An 18,746-nucleotide genomic window follows, 5' to 3' on the forward strand; every position below is an offset into this window, starting at 1 on the left:
ACGCGGGCGGCGCGCGCCCGCACCGCAAACGATTCCAACTACTGCGATCACTGGAAAGCCCCATCATTTGGGGACACAATTGCCGTATCGGAGGCGACTATTTCGGCGGATTCCGACGCGGCATAGGAAGCCAGCCGTCTTCTACGGCTCTTTTGTAGAGGTCCGTCTTCGTCGGAGCGTCGCGATGCACCTCGCGGTACTTACTGCGAATGCGCTCGATGTATTCGTTGACAGTGTCCGGCGACAAGCCCATGACCCGAGCGACGTGAGCCCCCGATCCGCCCGCGGCGTACAGTTCCAACACTTCTCTCAGTCGCGTGGGAAGGTCGACGAATTGCGGGTCCGAGTCGAGCGCCGCCGCCCAATCCATCGACACGACGGTCGACCCCGCCGCTGCCGTACGCACCGCTGCGCACACCTCTGCCTTCGTCGCGTTCTTGCGGACGACGCCGAGAGTTCCAGCGCCTGCCGCATCCCGAACCAAATAGGGTTCGTCTCCTGACGTGTAGACGAGCGTCGATACTCCGGCTTGCGATAACTCGGCGATGTTGCGCGCAGGCGTCGACCCGTCACCGAGCCGGAGATCGAGAACGACCAGGTCAAGTGGGACGCCCATGTCGGCAGTGCCGGGTCCGACCTGAGCGAGGAGTTCTTCGACGGTGTGCGCGCCGACAACCAATTGCAGGTCACGTGTATCCGCGAAGAAACCCCGTAAGCCCTCGATCACCGAATCGTGATCATCGATGACTCCGATTCGCCGGATCTGACTTTCGGATTCTTCCGAATTCACCATGGGATAGTCCCTTCGGGAAAGTGGTCGGAATGCGCTCTCTACGAGACAGCATGAGCTGCTTGGGGGAATAATGCGGGCGGTGACCGCACGGCAATTCCCCCGACCATATCGGTCGGTGTCCGAGTTCCGTCGGAACAGTGCGAGGCGACCATCGAAGAATGCCACGCACCAATCGCCCACCGCGGACTCCGCTGCCTCTCGAACGGCTGTCTCTCGAACGCTTCGCTACTACGGATTGTTTGCGGGCGCGGCCTACTGCGTGTTCATTCCATTTCTGATTCCCGCAGTAGCGCAAGCACGCTCGATATCGGCGTGGTGGTGGACTCCGACGGCATTGATCTGTGCGGCACTCCCGGGCGTCATCGTCGGAGTTCATTGCCTGATCTCGGCCAATCCGGTCCGGCTCCGACGGTGGGCCGCCCTCGGAGCACTCGGTGTGCTCGTGGCGGAACTCCTCTGGTGGCCTGCGTGGAACGGCACACCGCTCGACGATGCCACCGTCTACTGGCTCGGACCCTTCGTGGTGTTGGGCACGATCTGCGCGATGATCGCATGGAAACCCGCCCCGGCAGCTCTGTATCTGATCGTCTGCGCGATCACGATCAAGGTCACCGGCAATGTGACCCAGGGGATTTCGTCGCCGGCGACGATGATCGCCGACGCCGCGTGCAGCGCGGCATTTGCCATCGTGCCGTTCGCACTCGGCGTGTCCGGATTGCGCATCGCGGCCACCCTCGACCGCAACTCTGCCGCTGAGATCGCCCTCGCCGAGCAGACGGCCGCGACCCGCGCACGGTTGGCCGAACGCGCGCTCACACGGGCGATCACCCACGACGAGATCATGTCCACTCTTCTTGAGGCCGCACGAAACCCGGACTCGCCTCGACTCCCCTCTCGCGCAACCGCAACGCTGGTCGCGCTCGACGACGCCCTGCGCGAGACGACGTCGGGTCTCAATCCAGAACCTGCCGGGGTCGTGCGCAGGCTCAGCGAGGCCGCGCAGCACAACGATCCCGGCATGACTGTGAGCAGCGACGTGCGCGCATCCGCCGGATCGACATTTCCGCAGGTGTCCGTGGAAGCGTTGGTCGGCGCGACCGCGGAGGCCGCTCGCAACTGCTTTCGGCACGTTCCACCCGAGTGCAGCCGATCCTGCCGAATACTCGTCGAAGATCATGGGATCGAGGTCACCATCGGTGATGACGGGCCTGGTTTCGACCGCCTTGCTGTGCCACGTGAGCGGCTCGGACTCGCGATGTCCGTCGAGGAACGGTTACGGCGGGTCGGTGGTGAGGCGACCGTCGACTCCGGTCCCGGCAGGGGCACCACCGTGACGCTCGTCTGGCACAGGCCTGCCGATCCCGTCCGCGTCGATGAACCCGACCCACTCCGCCTGCGTTCATCCACCGCTCGGGTGCTCGCTGCGTCGATCGTCATCGTCCTTGCTGCGGCTGCTGCACTCAATCCGGGTTCCGCTCCCTGGTGGGTCCCGGTGGGGATCGTCGTCATGATGGCGGTCGCGGTCGCGTTCCTGGTCGGCGGCGCAACTGACGTCCTGCGCCCACTGCCGGCACTCTTCGTCGCCGCGGTGCCCGCGCTCATGTGCGCCACCTACCTCTTCGCACTCGAAGACACCACGCAGGCGATCCCGCTGTGGGTGACCGGCCCACCGGCACTGATCGCGGCACTGCTCGCGATGAGGGGACGGCCCGCCACAGCGATCATCGGCTTCGCCGTTGCCCTGGCTGTGACAGGTCTGTGGTCGTACGCCGCCACGGGCAACGCACTTCCCGGCATTCTGCTGATCGGCCCCTCTGGCGGCTTCGTCGCGATCGGCGTCGTGTTTGCGCGGGTCAATCGAACGCTGGCGCATGATCTGACCGACAGTCGACAACGAACGGCAGAAGCTGCGGGCAACGTCGCCGCGGCGCGTGCCGCGGCCCAGGAACGCGCCCGACAACTCGAACCGGTCACCGCATTGGCCCGACCGCTCCTGCTGCGACTCTGCGGCGGGGAGCGCCTCGACGACGCAACCCGAACCGAATGCAGCCTCACCGAGGCGCGGCTACGAGATCTGTTGCGCTCCAGGGCATTGTGCACTCCGGACATCAACGCCGCGGTCGACGATGCCCGACGTCGAGGGGTCGCGGTGAGCCTCCTCGACGACCGCGGACTCGATCGCCCCGACAGCGACGCCCCGGATCCTCTCGACAAGTCCACACGCGAGCTGATCATCGGCACGCTCCGCCGAGCGGCGGACGGCGCAGTCCGCATACGTGCGCTGCCACGGCACCGCACGTTTGCTGTGAGCGTGGTCGCCGAGGCCGACGACCGATGCGAGTGGGTCGGAGTCGACGCTGATGGCCGCGTCCGCACGACAGTCACCGAGATGGGGGCCGCTGATCTGGGATTCATCGAATCACCGAGATGACGGAGGTTCCCTCTCGGCGACCGTCGTGTTCGGAGGCACCGACCGTCGTCGAAACGTCACGCTCGGATGTAGACGCCGCCCAGCTCGCGGCCCCCTCCCCAGGGCACCACGCGAGCTGGGCAGATAACAGCGGCGGCAATGGTCACAACAACCTGCACCCACGAGATCTCCATCCACACTGACATTCGTCCGACGGCGGCCTACCCCCTCACCCCGGTGGCACCGGAGCCATGACCAACGCTAAAGGCACCCCGCCTCACGCACATGCCCCAGCTTTCAGGGACACCGACTGGGACGCCGGCTTTCAGGAAAAATCGGGCGCCGGATCAGGCGACCGGACCGCCGAGAGATTCGACGACGAGGTCGGCGACGCCGGCCTTGCCACGCGTCGTCGGGTGATACGGAATCGGCGGAGCGAACCCCCGCAGCCACGGCTGTGCAGAACACACGGTGTGGTCGGACCCGGCGACCGACGCCTGGACCAAGTCGACGCCGGTCTCGTGTGCCGCCAGCGCTGTGGCGTCCGCGAGCCTGTCGAAGATCCGCACCGTCTGCGCAGTCTGCTCGGGCGTGAGTGGCAGCAGGTCGCACGGCGCCTCACCCGCGACGGTGAGCGGTGGGTAGTCGACGAGCACCACTCGCGCGTGAGGAGCACGCAGCTTGATCTCCAACACCGTTTGGATCAATAGGCGCTGAACCCGCGCGTAGTCGGCGTCGGTGGGTTCAGCGGCGATCCGATGCCCTGTGTGACAACTCCTGGCGGCCGGCCCCAACGCTTTGTCGACGCCGCTCGCGACGTTGTTGCAACTCATCGCGAGCAATCGGCCGATGTAGTCGATGTCGTTTCCGCCGCTGGTGACGGTCACGAGCGCGGTATTGCGGGTGACGGCGTCGATCTGCTTGTGCGCGAGGAATCGTTGCGGCTTGTCGACGATGTTCTCCGTCGTCGCACCCGAACACGTGGCGTCGACCAATCGCAGGCGCATCGCTTTGGCCACCCGATTGGGGTAGTTGTCGGGGCTGCGGAAGCAGACGTTCAGTCGCGTCGGTACGGCGTCTGGACCCGCGGCGTACGAACTTCCGAGCGCCACATACGCCGGCGGTGTCTCAGCGGAGGCACGGACGGCTGGCTTGACGGTCGGCCCATGCGACGTGCCGTCTCCGCTGACGCCGGGCACGACCACTGCCGCGGCAGCGAGAAGTGCACCGGCGGCAATACCCATGCGGCGGAACAGACGTCGAGACACGCCTGTGATCTTCCCATATTCCTCGCGCAGACCATCGCGACCACACCCGTCGCCGCTCATGACCGCCGGTCGGCGATCGATCGGGTTCAGCGGTTACGGAAATCCGGCTCGCGCTTGGCCACGAACGCCGCCATGCCCTCGGTCTGGTCGTCGGTGGCGAACGTCGAGTAGAACAGGCCGCGTTCGGCACGCACACCCTCTGTCAGTGTCGTCTCGAATGCACGATTCACCGCATCCTTGGCCAGCCCCGCCGCGATCGACGACTTGCCCGCGATCGTCACGGCAACCTCTTTCGCTGTCGCGAGGCATTCGGCGGCCGGCACGACGCGGGAGACGAGTCCGGCACGCTCGGCCTCGTCGACCTTCATCTGACGACCCGTGAGGATCAGATCCATCGCCTTGGCCTTGCCGATGGCGCGCGTCAGGCGCTGCGAACCGCCGATACCGGGGATGACCCCCAGGTTGATCTCCGGTTGCCCGAACACAGCGTTGTCGCCCGCGATGAGGATGTCGCAGAGCATCGCGAGTTCGCAGCCACCCCCGAGTGCGTAGCCGGTCACCGCGGCGATGGTCGGGGTGCGCAGCCGTGACAGGTTGTCCCAGGCGCCGAAGAACGACTCGCTGACCACTTCACTGAAGGTCTTGTCGGACATCTCCTTGATGTCGGCGCCTGCTGCGAAGGCACGCTCGGAACCGGTGATGACGATGGCGCCGATCTCCGGATCAGCGTCGAATTGCTCTGCCGCAGCGACGACTTCGTTCATCAGCGTGGTGTTCAGCGCGTTGAGCGCTTTCGGTCGGTTCAGGGTGATCACACCGATGCCATCGGCACTCTCGGTGATGATCGTCTCGTACTCGGACATTCGATTCCTCCTAGACGGTTGTGGTGTCGAGCGAGAGCTCACAGGCTGCAGGCAGCGGGGCGAACACGGCGTCGAGCGACGCAGCGGCCGACGCATGATCCGAGGTCCACGCCGGGGTGCGATCCTTGTCGATCACCTGCGCGCGGATTCCCTCGGCCATGTCGGGATGCTGCAGGAAGCGCAGCGAGACGCGATATTCACGACGCAGCGTCTGCGCAAGGTCGGATTCCTTGTGGCGCAACGCGTACAGGGTTGCGGCCAACGAGGCCGGACTCTTCGACGCAATCCGATCCGTGGCACGATCGGCCGACTCGACACCAACCGCTCGACACCTCTCGATGATCTCCGACACCGTGTCGGCTGCGAAAGCCTCACGTATCCAGTCTCTTTCGGCGTCGAGCGTCGATGCGGGCGGCGTCACGGCGTAGCGAGACAGCGCGGCGTCGACGCCGTCGGAGACGATGGAGTCACGGAAGGCGTCGAGATTCTCGGCCAGGACGTAGTGGTCGGCGAGGCCCATGGCGATCGCGTCGGCACCGGACAGCGTGCCGCCGGTCAGCGCCGCGTAGGTACCGAGTTGGTCCGGCACGCGTGCGAGAAGGAATGTCCCGCCGACGTCGGGCACGAAGCCGATACCGACCTCCGGCATGGCCAGACGAGTTCTGTCGGTGACGACGCGCGTGTTGCCGTGCGCGGAGATACCGACGCCGCCACCCATCACGATTCCGTCCATGATTGCGACGTAGGGCTTGGGATAGGCCGAGATGTCGAGGTTGAGGCGGTACTCGTCCGCCCAGAAGCGGCCGGACGGGCTGTTCGCGGCCGCCGCGTCGTCTCCCCCTCCACCCGACGAAAGCTTCGACGCGTCTCGATGGATGGCCGCGATGTCGCCCCCTGCGCACAGTCCACGCTCACCCGCACCTGCGACGACGACTGCGTCGATGGCGGGGTCGTTCGCCCACGTGCGCAGAGCGTCGTGCATGGAGAGCGCCATCGGATGATCGAGCGCATTGATGGACGCGGGCCGATTGAGTGTTATCTGCCCGATCCGTCCGACCACATCGATGAGAACCGTCGGCTGATCCGTCATAAGTGCCACTCCTCGCTGTCGCGCGCCTACCTTCTCCCCAAATACTTGCACATCCTAGTATTCGGGTGCCAGTCGCCCGACCTACGGGACGCGATGCCCGGCGGCGCGGAACAGTTCGTACCACTCCGGACGGGTGAGCGGGATGTCGGAACCTTTCGACGCGGCGACGACGCGTGCGGGGGTGGTGGTGCCGAGAACCACCTGCATCTGGGCAGGATGTCGCGTGATCCACGCCGTGGCGATCGCGATCGGCTCGACGTCGTATTTCGCTGCGAGCCTGTCGATCACGGCGTTCAGTTCCGGGTAGCGGTCGGATCCGAGGAAGACACCGTCGAAGAATGTGGCCTGGAACGGCGACCACGCCTGGACGGTAATGTCGTTGAGGCGGCAGTAGTCGAGGACGCCCCCGCCGTCGAGGGTCTGCGCCTGCTCCTCGCCCGCCATATTCGCTGCAACACCTTGCGCGATGATCGGCGCGTGGGTGATCGACAGTTGCAGCTGATTGGCGACGATCGGTTGTGTCACAGACCTTTTCAGCAGTTCGATCTGCCGTGGCGTGTGATTGGACACCCCGAAGTGGCGCACCTTGCCCGCCTGCGCCAGGTCGTCGAAGGCGCGTGCCACCTCGTCGGGCTCGACGAGTGCGTCAGGTCGATGCAGGAGCAGGATATCGAGGTGGTCGGTGTCGAGTGTCCGCAGCGATCCGTCGACGGCCTCGACGATGTGGTCGTACGAGAAGTCGTAGTAGGGACCATCTTTGACGATGCCCGCCTTCGACTGGATCGTGATCTGCTCACGCTCCGACGACGAGAACCGCAGCGCCTGCGCGAACCGTTGTTCGCATCCGTGCGCGGGCGCTGTGCCGTAGATGTCGGCGTGATCGAAGAAGTCGATGCCCGCGTCGCGGGCCACCCCGACGAGCTCACGGATCTCGTCGTCGGAGCGGTCCTGGATACGCATCATCCCCAGGACGACATTGGGCACGGTGACATCAGTGGCGCCGAGCGCGATTCGTTTCATCACGCCGATGGTAGGCGCCACTGAGTCAGCCGCCGCAGACGCGCGCTAGACGCCGTAGCTGGTGTCGACGTAGCCGTCACCGTTGGTGTCGTAGTTCGCGGTGTCGACGTAGCCGTCGCCATTGGTGTCGTAGTTCGCGGTATCGACGTAGCCGTCGCCATTGGTGTCGTAGTTCGCGGTATCGACATAGCCGTCGCGGTTGGTGTCGGCGTACTGCGTGTCGATGTAGCCGTCGCCATTGGTGTCGCTCTCACGGACATCCACTCGTCCGTCACCATTGGTATCGGTGTACCGAACGTCGGCATAGCCGTCGCCATTGGTGTCCTGGAGTTTCACGTCGGCGTAACCGTCACCGTTGGTGTCCTTGAGCTGAACATCCACGTAGCCGTCGCCGTTGGTGTCGTAGCTTGCAGTCGCCATGATCATGGTCCTTTCGAGGAGTGGATCTCCGGTGGTCGTCAACGCTTTCTGCGTTGTCATTACATTGGATGCGGCCAAAGCACTGACATGTTCCCCCGTGCCGGAATCTTTTTCCGACGCCTCACCTTAGACATGCGAAGAGCCCGGCACCACGGGCGGTACCAGGCTCTTCGCTGCTGAATTTTCTATCGGATCGCGACCCTGGTCGGCGCCTGCCTTCGTCAGCCTCGATCGGTCATCTGCGGTGCTCGTCGAGAATTGTGTGCAGCACCTCCTCGGCGGCGATCAGCTCACGCCACCGCTCGGTGCCGCGTGGCGCTGTGGCCGTCGTGGTGAACACCACCGCGCGACCGCCGACGATCTCCACCGCCAGCCCGGTTCGCGAAATCGCTGGTGCGCGACGGCCGATGTCGGTCCATCGTGGGTCGCCGAGCAACGAATCGACGGCGGCCTCGTCGCAATCGCGTGACACTCGCACCGCCATGCCTGTGCCCTTCGACGACACCTTGTGCGACCCCGGCGACCCGAACCGGCCCGCGAGTCGGTGATGGCCGTACGGCACCAACCGCCATCCGATCTCGACATGCGGCAACGCAACCCGCGTGTGATCGGGCGCCGCGCGACCAGCGACGTCGTACACCGGCTGGTCGTACTCGTCGTTGAACACCTCGAGGTGGGAGGCCAGCACACCGACGGGACTCTCGATCGCCCATGCCTGCCACCGGGCGCCACGTCGCCGGAGATCGTGGACATCGACGCCGGCGTGGGTCGGTGGCTGGATGGCCGAGAGGTCCACCGACGTGGCCGTGGCCCATCCGAGTTGCGCGCCGACCTCATATAACGCGGTCGGCGCATTGGGCCCACGTCGAAACATCCCGATGTCCTTTCGGCACGCACTGCCCTTACGGGCAGACGCTGGCCCTTCAGCAAACGCTGCGGCAACTACCCGAGAAGATACGCTGCGGCAACTACCCGAGAAGATACAGCGCAGGGGCGCAACAGCTTTTACTGTTGCGCCCCTGCACTTGTCGATCTATGGACTTGTCGGTCTTTCGACTGACTCAGGCGTCGCTCTTGCCCTCGCCTGCCTTGCTCAGCTCCACCGGAGCGTCGGGCAGCTCGCGCGGCTTCTCCGAACCGACGAAGGTGAACTTCGCGTCCTCGCCTTCGCCTTCGCCGTCCCAGTTCTCGACGTCGATCAGCACGATCTGACCCGGCTCGACCTCGCCGAACAGGATCTTCTCCGAGAGCTGATCCTCGATCTCACGCTGGATGGTGCGACGCAGCGGGCGCGCACCGAGAACCGGATCGAACCCACGCTTGGCCAGCAGCGACTTGGCCTTGTCCGTGACCTCGATGGCCATGTCCTTGTTGCGCAGCGCGGTCTCGACGCGTGCCAGCATCAGGTCGACCATCTGGATGATCTCGTCCTGGGTGAGCTGGTGGAACACGACGATGTCGTCGATGCGGTTGAGGAACTCGGGGCGGAAGTGCTTCTTGAGCTCGTCGTTGACCTTCTGCTTCATCCGCTCGTACTGCGAGCCGTCGGAGCCGGTCTTCGAGAAGCCGAGGCCGACTGCCTTCGAGATGTCGGAGGTACCGAGGTTCGAGGTGAAGATCAGCACCGTGTTCTTGAAGTCGACGGTACGACCCTGGCCGTCGGTGAGACGTCCGTCCTCGAGGACCTGCAACAGGGTGTTGTAGATCTCCGAGTGTGCCTTCTCGATCTCGTCGAACAGGACCACCGAGAACGGCTTACGGCGCACCTTCTCGGTGAGCTGGCCACCCTCTTCGTATCCGACGTATCCGGGAGGCGCACCGAACAGACGCGACGCGGTGAAGCGGTCGTGGAACTCGCCCATGTCGATCTGGATGAGCGCGTCGTCCTCGCCGAACAGGAAGTTGGCGAGCGCCTTGGAGAGCTCGGTCTTACCGACACCGGACGGGCCGGCGAAGATGAACGAGCCCGACGGGCGCTTCGGGTCTTTCAGCCCTGCGCGGGTACGACGGATCGCCTTCGACACGGCCTTGACCGCGTCTTCCTGGCCGATGATCCGCTTGTGCAGCTCGTCTTCCATGCGGAGCAGACGGGTGGTCTCCTCCTCGGTGAGCTTGAACACCGGAATGCCGGTCCAGTTACCGAGGACCTCGGCGATCTGCTCGTCGTCGACCTCGGCCACGACGTCCATATCGCCACTGCGCCACTGCTTTTCACGCTCGGCGCGCTCGTTGACGAGTTGCTTCTCCTTGTCGCGCAGGCTTGCGGCCTTCTCGAAGTCCTGCGCGTCGATCGCGCTTTCCTTCTCCTTGCGCGCGTCGGCGATGCGCTCGTCGAACTCGCGCAGGTCTGGCGGTGCGGTCATCCGGCGGATGCGCATGCGCGCGCCGGCCTCGTCGATGAGGTCGATCGCCTTGTCGGGCAGGAAGCGGTCGTTGATGTACCGATCGGCAAGGGTTGCCGCTGCGACGAGAGCTCCGTCGGTGATGGACACGCGGTGGTGCGTCTCGTAGCGGTCGCGCAGACCCTTGAGGATCTCGATGGTGTGCTCCACCGACGGCTCGCCGACCTGCACCGGCTGGAAGCGACGCTCGAGTGCTGCGTCCTTCTCGATGTACTTGCGGTACTCGTCGAGCGTGGTGGCACCGATGGTCTGCAGCTCGCCACGGGCCAGCTTCGGCTTGAGGATGCTCGCCGCGTCGATTGCGCCCTCTGCGGCACCCGCACCGACCAGCGTGTGCAGCTCGTCGATGAACAGGATGATGTCGCCGCGGGTGTTGATCTCCTTGAGCACCTTCTTGAGGCGTTCCTCGAAGTCGCCGCGGTAACGGCTGCCTGCGACCAGCGAACCGAGGTCGAGCGTGTAGAGCTGCTTGTCCTTGAGCGTCTCGGGCACCTGGCCGTTGACGATGGCCTGCGCCAGTCCCTCGACGACGGCGGTCTTGCCGACGCCGGGCTCGCCGATCAGAACAGGGTTGTTCTTGGTGCGGCGGCTCAAGACCTGCATGACCCGCTCGATCTCTTTCTCGCGCCCGATGACGGGGTCGAGTTTGCCCTCGGCGGCGGCCGCAGTCAGGTTTCTGCCGAACTGGTCGAGGACCAGGGAGGTCGACGGCGTGCCTGCCTCGCTGGAACGACCGCCGGTGCCTGCCTCCTGCGGCTCCTTGCCCTGGTAACCGGACAGGAGCTGGATGACCTGCTGGCGGACCCGGTTGAGGTCGGCGCCGAGCTTGACCAGAACCTGCGCGGCAACGCCCTCGCCCTCGCGGATGAGGCCGAGCAGGATGTGCTCGGTGCCGATGTAGTTGTGGCCGAGCTGCAGCGCTTCACGCAGCGACAACTCGAGGACCTTCTTGGCACGCGGCGTGAACGGGATGTGCCCCGACGGCGCCTGCTGACCCTGGCCGATGATCTCCTCGACCTGGCTGCGGACGCCCTCGAGGGAGATCCCCAGAGACTCCAGTGCCTTGGCGGCAACGCCCTCACCCTCGTGGATCAGACCCAGGAGGATGTGCTCGGTGCCGATGTAGTTGTGGTTGAGCATCCGCGCCTCTTCTTGGGCCAGAACCACAACCCGGCGTGCGCGGTCGGTGAACCGTTCGAACATTGTTCTCCCTCACATTGCTAGCGCCCCGGCCGTCGATGTCTTCAAGCCTCTTGGCGACAACTGCGGTGGTGTCGGATATACGACGACCAGCCTGGCTTCCACTGTAGTGGTCAACTGGAGTGCACCTGCACTTAACGTCTGCACAGGTCGCAACGAAAACAGGTGTCGGCGGGGATCTGACAGCTACAACTCCGCAGGACACGGGCATGTTCCGGCAAATGGTGACGTGGGCTACGCCGAGAGCGAACGAGGTTCTGTGTGCTACCGGACCGGCTCGTAACGGAGGACGACGATGTCGGCGTCGAGCCCGGAGCGCTCGACGAGGCGCAGGTCGACGTGCTGCGAGATCCCTTCGAAGATCCGCGGACCGTGGCCGACGATGCGCGGATGGACGATGAACTCGTAGGAGTCGATGAGGTCGAGTTCGGCAAGCGCGAGCGGCAGCGTGACGCCCCCGGTGGCCAGCCCGTTGCCCGGTTGGGCCTTGAGTTCGCGGACCGTCGACTCGAGGTCGTCGCGACGGATCAGTTCGGCATTCCAGTCGACGCTGGTGAGCGAGTCGGAGACGACGTACTTCTTCGCACGGTCGATGACGTGGGCGAAGGGCACCATCCACTCGGGCCTGCCGTCGGTGATCTCGTCGTTTCTGGCGACCTCGCGCCAACCGGCTTCCATCATCTCGTAGATCACCCGACCGAAGACCAGCGCGTCGGCATCGGCGAGTAGCTGTGCCGAATGCCGATGCATCGCCTCGGTCGGGTTGACGGCCGTGTGGTCGACACAGCCGTCGATCGTGATGTTGATGGAGTATCGCAGTGGCCGCATGGGCGAAGGATACTGATCCGCCGATGCCGAGCTCGCGCTCATTGCTCACCTCGTTGCGCAAGTGCAATCACGTTTCCCGAGGGATCGGTGAACCAGGCGATGTCGGGTCCGACACCGTTGCCGTGCACGATGCCTCGCTCGTCGTGCTCGAAGCCGTCGTAACGCAGGAATTCGACGCCGCGCGCGGCCAGGTCGTCGATGCTCTTGGCGAGGTCGGGCACCGGAATGTTGAGCACGGTGAAGGTCGCGGGTTGGTGATCGGGCTTCGGGTAGGCCAGGACGGTGGTACCGCGGTTGATGCGGATACCCAGAATGTCGTTGTCCCCCATAGGGAATCGCAAGACTCGCATGCCGAGTACGTCGCGATAGAACTGCTCGGTCGTGGCGGTGTCGCGCACTGCGAAGCCGGAGTAGGGCGATGTCGGGGAACTCATCTGCGCCTCGTGCTCGTCGGTGAGCGATACGAGTTGCAACCAGTTGCCGTCGGGGTCCTCGACCGTCGCGAACTGGTTGCCGTCGCGGTCTTCGAGCGGGCTGATCCAGGTGGCCCCGAGGGCGTCGAGGCGCGCGGCCGTCGCCGCAGCATCGTCGACCTCGACGTTGAGCAGCGTGCGCGCTCCCTGCGGGTTGCGCCCCGAGACGTCGTCGCGCTTGTCGAACATCAGGTAGAAGCCGTCGAGCTCGATGATTGTGTAGCCCGGTCCGTCAGGACCGCCCGGTGCCGACATCGGTTCGGCTTCGAATGCGGTCGCGTACCAGCGCGCGAGCTGCTGCGGATCGTCGGTGGACAGGAGCATGGAGGAAATGGTTGCGGTTGCCATGCAGGTGTTGACCGGCCCGGAGCCGAAAACTCATCGAAGTTGCGTGGGACAGCGGGGTACAAAAATGCCCCCGTGGATCCCACGCAACTCGGATCCCCGTGCGCGACCCGGCCGAGACGGCGTCCCATCGATGAATGACTCCTGCTAACGACTGCCCTGCCGTCGACCGATCACCTCAACAGCGGGCCGATCGCACGGCCGGCGGCCAGCGTCCACTGGTTCCCTGAGCGGAAGGCACCTCATGCACTCATTCGCCACCCGAACCCGGCTCTCCCTCCGAACGCGACGTCTCATCGTCCTCGCACTGACCCTCGCGGGCCTGGTCGCGGGAACGCTGGGGGCAACCACGCTCGGCTCGGGTGCCGCCTCGGCCGCACCGCCGTACGGCAGCGGCCACGGACTCTGTTTCGACATCAATTCCCCGCTGGCGAAGTCGTCACTCTCGAAGATCGGGCGTGACGCCAACGGTGGCGGTTGGTCGCCGTACCGAGCGAGCAACAATCCTTTGAGGAATGGGTGCAACCTCGACTGGATGTTGGTCAACGGCAACGGAATCGGCGATGCGACATATCAGTCACGCGTCCTGTTGTTCAAGCACGGTCGATTCATCGGAACCGTCGATCCGAGGCCGTACGGCTACACCTGGGTAGCGAAGTACACCAAGAACTCGGTGACGGTCCGGTACCGCTGGCTCAAGCCGTCGGACCCGTTGTGCTGCGCCAGCGGCGGACCGACGTTCGTCACGGCGTACACCGTCGGCACCCACATCATCCGCGTCGGACACTTCCCACCGCGCCCCTGACCGCCCGGCCCGACCACCGCCCCGCTGCGTTGACGCTGCGGGGCGGTGTGCTGTGCGAAGAAAGTTCTCCAACGGCCGTCGGGTTTCGATGGCGGCAAACGATGATGGTGGTGTGAGCGGCGAACACACCGGCCCCGAGGCCATTCTCGAGGTCTACGACGAGGCGCTACCCGCTGTCTACGGGTACGTTTTTCGACGCTGCTCGGATCGGCGGATCGCCGAGGACGTGACCTCTGAGACATTCCTGGCCGCGATGGACACGATGCGTCGCGACCGGACCGCCTCGCCGAATGTCGGCTGGTTGATCGGCGTCGCCCGGCACAAGCTCGCCGACCACTGGCGGCGGGCGCAGCGCACACCCGAACCCGTCGACGAACTACCCGAACACCCCGACGACGGGTGGGATGCCCACCTCGACCGCATGGTCGCGCACGCGACACTGGCGCAACTCTCACCGATCAACCGCGCCGTGTTGACGTTGCGCTACGTCGACGACCTGCCGGTCGCCGACTGCGCGCACATCCTCGGCCGTACGGTCGGCGCCACCGAGGCACTGCTCACCAGGGCCAAGCGAGCATTCCGCGAGGCCTATCCGCTCAACCAGTCCGCGAAGGGGTGATCGCATGAACGCCGACGACGCGACGCCGACATCGCACGACCCGCTCAGCGTTCTGAGCTCCGCCACGACGCCGGGCTGGAACGAACCCCTCGCTCCCGCACACGATTTCGCCGAAGCACTACGCAGGCGACTCGAGCGTGGAGTGTCACTTCCCGAAGGAGTCGACATGAACACCGTCCAACTCGAACACGAACTGACCGCAACCGACATCGACACGAACGCACCGCAGGAGCTCGTCGAACGTCCGGGCGCACTGCCCTATCTCACCGTGCACGACGCACGCTCGGCGCTCGACTGGTACGTCGAACGGCTCGGCGCCACCGTTCGTGGTGAGCCGATCCTCATGGACGACAACACGATCGGACATGCCGAGCTCGAGGTCGGGGGCGGGGCGATCTACCTGGCCGAAGAGTTCCCCGACATGGGGTTGCGGGCACCGCAGCCCGGAGCGGTATCGGTCAGCCTCATGCTCGCCGTCGACGACACCGACGAGGCTCTGCGTCGCGCCACGGCAGGCGGAGCCGCAGTGACCCGAGAACCCTACGAGGCGTACGGTTCTCGCACCGCGACCATCATCGACCCCTACGGGCACCGCTGGATGCTGACCGGCCCCACGCTCGCGGCGCGGGCGTCGATGAGCGAGCCGCCCGCCGCGCGAATCCTTCAGGGCGACATCGGTTTCATCTCGGTCAACACCCACGACGCCGCCCGCGCCCGCGCCTTCTACGGCGCGGTCCTCGGTTGGGAGTTCGACGACGAGCTACGCATGGTGACCACCGCGAGTCACCCCACCGCCGTGGTGGAAACGTCTGGGCCGCAGACGATCTTCTGCGCCTACGCGGTCGACGACCTCGACGCCGCGCGGCGTCGAATCGAAGCGGCCGGAGGGACGACACGCGACGACCGGCACGGCCTCGACTGCGTCGACGATCAGGGCGTCGAATTCGCGGTGTACGTCGCAGCTCCCGACGAGCCGCGCGCGGCTCAGCATCCGCGCGGCGTCGGAGAGCTGTCCTATCTGACGGTGCACACCCGCGACAGCGCACGGTTGCGCGAGTTCTACGGGACCGCGCTGGGCTGGACGTTCACGCCCGGCCGCATCGCCGATGGCTGGGAGGTCGACGACGCACACCCGCAAATCGGTATCGCGGGCGGAGCGGATTCCGACGTTGCGGTGCCCATGTGGAACGTCGACGACGTCGACGCCGCAGTCGAGCGGGTCCGCGCAGCGGGAGGCTCGGTGATCTCTGAACCCGAGCGCGCGGCGTACGGGATCATGGCACTGTGCGCCGACGACCAGGGAGCGCAGTTCTACCTCGGGCAGCTGTTCTGAGGCGACGAACCGGAAAGTTGTGTGGGACATACGGGTACAAAAATGCCCCCGTATGTCCCACGCAACTGTGTCGTCAGCGGCTGTCGTAGCGCTCGCGCGCCTGCTCGACGTCCGGTAGGTGCCCCTCAACCAGTTCGATGACAGCCATCAGGCGCTGAGCCACCTCGCGACCCAGATCGGTCAGCGAGTACTCCACCTTTGGGGGAATCGATTGCAGCACAGTGCGGTTGACGAATCCGTCGCGCTCCAGCGTCTGCAGCGTCACCGAAAGCATTCGCTCGCTGACACCCTGCACCCGACGCCGCAGCGCACTGAACCGCAGGTCACCGTCGTACAGAGCTCCGAGCGCGAGCAGGCCCCAGCGACTCGTCACATCCTGCAGCACTTCGCGCGATCCGCAATCCCGCGCGAACACGTCGGCTTCGAGCGCCGGATCTTCTAGTGCCGGATCGATGTCGGAGTCACGCGCCGAGCGGTCTTCTGCCCTGGTCATGACCTCAGTGTACTGCACATTACAGCCAGCGCTTCCAGAAACTGTTGCACTATACGAAAAGTAAGTGCACGATGAGATGGACAGCTTGATCCACCAGAACAACAGGAGATCACATGACCACCTATGCAATCACCGGAGCAACGGGGCAGCTCGGCGGGCTCGCCGCCGGCAGCCTGCGCGCCGCAGGCGTCGACGTCGCCGACATCGTGGCTATCGTGCGCGACGAGAAGAAGGCGAGCGCACTGTCGAACGTGGGAGTGAACGTCCGCGTCGCCGACTACGAATCGCCCGAGACGTTGCGCGCAGCCCTTGCGGGCGTCGATCGTCTGCTGCTGGTGTCCGGCAGCGAGGTGGGTCGTCGAATCCCGCAGCACCGCAACGTGATCGACGCAGCCAAGGAAGCCGGGGTCTCGCTGATCGCCTACACCTCCATCCTGCGCGCCGACACCAGCACTCTGGCGCTCGCGGAGGAGCATCAGGCCACCGAGCAACTGCTCACCGAGAGCGGAATCCCCACCGTGCTCCTGCGCAATGGTTGGTACTGGGAGAACTACCTGGCGGGCGCGTCGGCCGCGATCGACTCGGGAAACCTCTACGGCAGCGCGGGCGACGGCAAGGTGGCGGGCGCGTCGCGTTCGGACTACGCGGACGCGGCGGCGTCGGCTCTGATCAACGCCAAGGGCGGCGAGATCTACGAGCTCGCGGGTTCGGAGCATCTGACGCTCAGCGACATCGCTGCCACGCTGGCGAAGGTGAGCGGTCGTCACGTGCACTATAAGGATCTCCCCGAAGCAGACTTTGCAGCAGCGCTGACCAGCAATGGCGTCCCCGAGGCTTTCGCGAAGGTCCTGGCCGACTCGGATGCGGGCATCGCGCGCGGTGAACTCGACTCCGATTCCACCGACCTCGAGACCCTCGCAGGCCATCCCTCGACGCCGCTCGCCGACGTGATCAGCGGCGCGCTTTCTGCCACTGGCGCCTGACTCGGGAGAGCGTGACCTCACGCGGGGCCGGTCGGCCGCTCGGCGCAGAACGCGTCCGTGATTGACTGTTGGCCATGTCTGCCCGCTCCGCTGTGAGGCGCGTTGCACAACGCATGCCGTTTGGCATCGGCACAGTCACCCTGGTGTTGATCGCACTACTCGTCGCGACCGTCGGGATCGTGCTATCCATCGGAACACCCACGGTGGCACGGACATACGAGAACGCCCAGCTCCGCGGCTACTCACAGCAGCCAGAGGTCGCCTGGACCGCATCGGCGGAGACACTGCCCGGATACAACCAGACCGGCAACATCGAGGTCGCCGACGCCCGCGGCGATCACTGGCTGCTCTCGTATCCGCGCGGCATCGGACGCGCCTACCAACTCGTCGATCGACACAGTGGACGCGCACTGTGGTCGCAGCCCGTCGTCGCAGGGCTCGGTTCATGTGCGTTCGACGCCGCGGGGAACGTCGGGTGTGCCATCAAGCTCGGCGATCAGCCGGACGGCTTCTATATCGTCGACGACTCGGGCAGCGTCGGTTCGAAGTCGGCACTCGACGACACCGCCCGGGTGGTCGGAGTCGGCGCGAACTTCGTGCGCATCGATCAGGCCGGTTACGAGGTCTCGATGCGCACCGCGGCGGGCAAGCGCGTCTGGGGCCGTACCTTCGCGTCCGCGGCGCAGGCGACATTCGACCACGACATGCTCATCATCTCGACGGCCGACGGCAGCCGATTCGTCGTCGACTCGCGTGGCAGGGACACTCTGCGCTGCCGCCAGTGCGACATCCTGACGTATTCCTCGGGCCTCGCCGTTGTTCGACGCGACGGGGATCAGGAGTCCGTCGACACCTACGCCGTGGTCGGCGGCACCCCGACCCGACGCCCGACGTCGGAGTCCGCCGAAGCCGAGGTGGTGGACGGACCGTCGACCCTTCCGGTGCTCACGACGGTCGGCGACGCGTCCATGCAGGCGACGCAGGGCTTCTACCAGGTGCGCGACCCGGCCCGCGGAGCCGCGCTCTGGCAGATCACCGATCCGAACCTGTCGAAATCCAACACCCGACCGTGTGGATCGATGGTCGCTTTCGCGCGGATGGACCGCTCACGAGTCGTCTACCAACTCGACGACGGCGAGCGCGCTGGAACTCTGCCGGTGCCGAGCATCGACGACCCCGACACCAACCTCGACCTGTTGAGCTGCGTCGGCTCGTCCGGCGATCACCTGGTGTTCGGCAGCAGCGGCCAACTGACAGCGTTCGACGTCCCTGCGGGCAAGGTCGCTTGGACCCGTCCGATCCTCGGGCGGGCGACGGACGTGGACGGCTACATCGTGCTCACCGAGGGCACCTCGCTGTCGGTGTTGCGGCCCAACTAGGGGTTTTACGAAGGGCCGAAAT

17 protein-coding genes are annotated in these 18,746 nt (G+C 65.5%); 6 read left to right on the forward strand and 11 right to left on the reverse strand.

All coding sequences use genetic code 11. From position 1 onward, the window contains the following. Positions 1-97: 97 nt before the first annotated feature. Complete coding sequence (locus tag ACRVY7_RS04135; RefSeq protein ID WP_431816085.1) at positions 98-793, reverse strand: response regulator; 696 nt, start codon at positions 791-793, stop codon at positions 98-100. A gap of 259 nt (positions 794-1,052) precedes the next feature. Between ACRVY7_RS04135 and ACRVY7_RS04140 the strand changes: the two genes are divergently transcribed. Next, positions 1,053-3,224: a sensor histidine kinase gene (locus ACRVY7_RS04140; protein WP_431816086.1), complete on the forward strand. Its 2,172-nt coding sequence runs from the start codon at positions 1,053-1,055 to the stop codon at positions 3,222-3,224. A 326-nt stretch (positions 3,225-3,550) separates the two neighbouring features. Here the strand turns inward: ACRVY7_RS04140 and ACRVY7_RS04145 are convergent, their stop codons facing one another. From ACRVY7_RS04145 to ACRVY7_RS04185, 9 genes are all read right to left on the reverse strand, one after another. Continuing rightward, entirely contained in the window at positions 3,551-4,471 is a 921-nt protein-coding gene (locus tag ACRVY7_RS04145) for an SGNH/GDSL hydrolase family protein (RefSeq protein ID WP_431816087.1), read from the reverse strand. Between the two features lie 86 nt (positions 4,472-4,557). Beyond that, positions 4,558-5,334: an enoyl-CoA hydratase gene (locus tag ACRVY7_RS04150; RefSeq protein WP_431816088.1), complete on the reverse strand. Its 777-nt coding sequence runs from the start codon at positions 5,332-5,334 to the stop codon at positions 4,558-4,560. Between the two features lie 10 nt (positions 5,335-5,344). Beyond that, positions 5,345-6,424: a 3-hydroxyisobutyryl-CoA hydrolase gene (locus tag ACRVY7_RS04155; protein ID WP_431816089.1), complete on the reverse strand. Its 1,080-nt coding sequence runs from the start codon at positions 6,422-6,424 to the stop codon at positions 5,345-5,347. Between the two features lie 81 nt (positions 6,425-6,505). Then, positions 6,506-7,444, reverse strand: a complete 939-nt coding sequence (locus tag ACRVY7_RS04160; RefSeq protein WP_431816090.1) for an aldo/keto reductase — start codon at positions 7,442-7,444, stop codon at positions 6,506-6,508. Between the two features lie 45 nt (positions 7,445-7,489). After that, positions 7,490-7,864 (reverse strand): EF-hand domain-containing protein, encoded by a 375-nt coding sequence (locus tag ACRVY7_RS04165; RefSeq protein ID WP_049698036.1) that lies wholly within the window; start codon positions 7,862-7,864, stop codon positions 7,490-7,492. A 235-nt stretch (positions 7,865-8,099) separates the two neighbouring features. Beyond that, positions 8,100-8,738, reverse strand: a complete 639-nt coding sequence (locus tag ACRVY7_RS04170; RefSeq protein WP_431816091.1) for a hypothetical protein — start codon at positions 8,736-8,738, stop codon at positions 8,100-8,102. 187 nt (positions 8,739-8,925) lie between these two features. Further along, entirely contained in the window at positions 8,926-11,469 is a 2,544-nt protein-coding gene (locus ACRVY7_RS04175) for an ATP-dependent Clp protease ATP-binding subunit (protein WP_049697687.1), read from the reverse strand. Positions 11,470-11,730: 261 nt separating this feature from the next. Beyond that, positions 11,731-12,294 carry a dihydrofolate reductase family protein gene (locus ACRVY7_RS04180; protein WP_064869031.1) on the reverse strand — a complete coding sequence of 188 codons (564 nt, stop codon included), beginning with the start codon at positions 12,292-12,294 and terminating at the stop codon, positions 11,731-11,733. Positions 12,295-12,332: 38 nt separating this feature from the next. Next, on the reverse strand, positions 12,333-13,115 hold the full coding sequence (locus tag ACRVY7_RS04185) for a VOC family protein (protein WP_431816092.1): 783 nt from the start codon (positions 13,113-13,115) through the stop codon (positions 12,333-12,335). A 241-nt stretch (positions 13,116-13,356) separates the two neighbouring features. Here ACRVY7_RS04185 and ACRVY7_RS04190 point away from each other — a divergent pair, with 241 nt between their 5' ends. From ACRVY7_RS04190 to ACRVY7_RS04200, 3 genes are all read left to right on the forward strand, one after another. Next, positions 13,357-13,917, forward strand: coding sequence for an LppP/LprE family lipoprotein (locus ACRVY7_RS04190; RefSeq protein ID WP_431816093.1), 561 nt, complete (start codon positions 13,357-13,359; stop codon positions 13,915-13,917). Between the two features lie 112 nt (positions 13,918-14,029). Further along, positions 14,030-14,536 carry an RNA polymerase sigma factor gene (locus ACRVY7_RS04195; RefSeq protein WP_049697684.1) on the forward strand — a complete coding sequence of 169 codons (507 nt, stop codon included), beginning with the start codon at positions 14,030-14,032 and terminating at the stop codon, positions 14,534-14,536. A 4-nt stretch (positions 14,537-14,540) separates the two neighbouring features. Then, positions 14,541-15,869 (forward strand): VOC family protein, encoded by a 1,329-nt coding sequence (locus ACRVY7_RS04200; protein WP_431816094.1) that lies wholly within the window; start codon positions 14,541-14,543, stop codon positions 15,867-15,869. A 73-nt stretch (positions 15,870-15,942) separates the two neighbouring features. Here ACRVY7_RS04200 and ACRVY7_RS04205 read toward each other — a convergent pair whose 3' ends face one another. Then, complete coding sequence (locus ACRVY7_RS04205; RefSeq protein WP_049697682.1) at positions 15,943-16,362, reverse strand: winged helix-turn-helix transcriptional regulator; 420 nt, start codon at positions 16,360-16,362, stop codon at positions 15,943-15,945. Between the two features lie 113 nt (positions 16,363-16,475). On the opposite strand from ACRVY7_RS04205, the gene ACRVY7_RS04210 reads away from it, so the two are divergent. Further along, the gene (locus ACRVY7_RS04210; RefSeq protein ID WP_431816095.1) at positions 16,476-17,345 is read left to right on the forward strand and encodes an SDR family oxidoreductase; all 870 of its coding nucleotides are present in this window, start codon (positions 16,476-16,478) and stop codon (positions 17,343-17,345) included. Between the two features lie 74 nt (positions 17,346-17,419). Then, entirely contained in the window at positions 17,420-18,724 is a 1,305-nt protein-coding gene (locus ACRVY7_RS04215) for a PQQ-binding-like beta-propeller repeat protein (protein WP_431816096.1), read from the forward strand. Positions 18,725-18,746: the final 22 nt, after the last annotated feature.

This window comes from Gordonia jacobaea (assembly GCF_965344965.1).
Taxonomy (GTDB): Bacteria; Actinomycetota; Actinomycetes; order Mycobacteriales; family Mycobacteriaceae; genus Gordonia; species Gordonia jacobaea.